Source organism: Streptomyces calidiresistens (genome assembly GCF_014141525.1).
Classification (GTDB): domain Bacteria; phylum Actinomycetota; class Actinomycetes; order Streptomycetales; family Streptomycetaceae; genus Streptomyces; species Streptomyces calidiresistens.
This window is the reverse complement of the sequence record NZ_VKHS01001399.1, coordinates 1-744: the sequence shown is the minus strand read 5'-3', so window position 1 is coordinate 744 and position 744 is coordinate 1. Positions and strand designations below refer to the sequence as shown.

Below are 744 nucleotides of genomic sequence, written 5' to 3'. Positions count from 1 at the left end.
GCCCGCCCCGACGGCCCCCGGATCGCTGGTGGAGTTGGTGCAGACCCCGCGTCAGCGGGAGATCCTCGACCGGCTGACCGCCGTGATGTCCCTGCTGGAGGGGCACGCGGACTACGTGATGGACGGCGTCGGCCCGCAGGTGGTGCCCTCGGTGGCGGAGATCCGCGAGAAGTTCGCCCGCCGGCGCCGTACCGGGGCCGGTCGACTGGACCGGGTGCTGCGCCGGGTCCTGGGCATGGACGCCAAGCTGCGGCAGTACCGCGACGGGGAGCGCTTCGTGCGGACGGTCGTGGACGAGGTGGGCATGGCCGGCTTCAACCGCGTGTGGACCTCGCCGAACACGCTGCCCACCAGGGCGGAGATCGCCCGTCCGGAGGAGTGGGTGGCACGGGTGCGGCCGGCCGCCGGCACCGGCGGCTGACGGCCGGCCGGGGGATGTCGGGCGCGCCCCCGGCGCCCGGCGGACGGCTTCGGGTGGGGCCCCGGGCCCGGATGCGGTTCCTTCGGATCAACGACTTCACCCGTACGAGGGAGTCCGGGCGCGGTCGCGGCGTGCGATGCTCGGGATGGTGGCCTTCTCTGTCACCATGTACGCACCGAGAGTGATCGGTCCTGTGACCGTCCGTAGCCCGAGGAAGTGAGTCGGACATGGGTCCCCATCCCGCGGTCGCCGCGATACGCCTGGCGGTTCGCCGCACCCTCCAGGAGCTCCTCCGCGAGGTGGGGCCCGCGCCCGCCCCGCCC

1 protein-coding gene is annotated in these 744 nt (G+C 74.2%); it reads left to right on the top strand.

Translation table 11 applies throughout. The annotated features are described in order from the left end of the window. Positions 1-421, top strand: a 421-nt coding sequence (locus FOE67_RS27515) for a zinc-dependent metalloprotease (RefSeq protein WP_182667521.1), incomplete at its 5' end; no start/stop codon positions are given. Positions 422-744 lie beyond the last annotated feature (323 nt).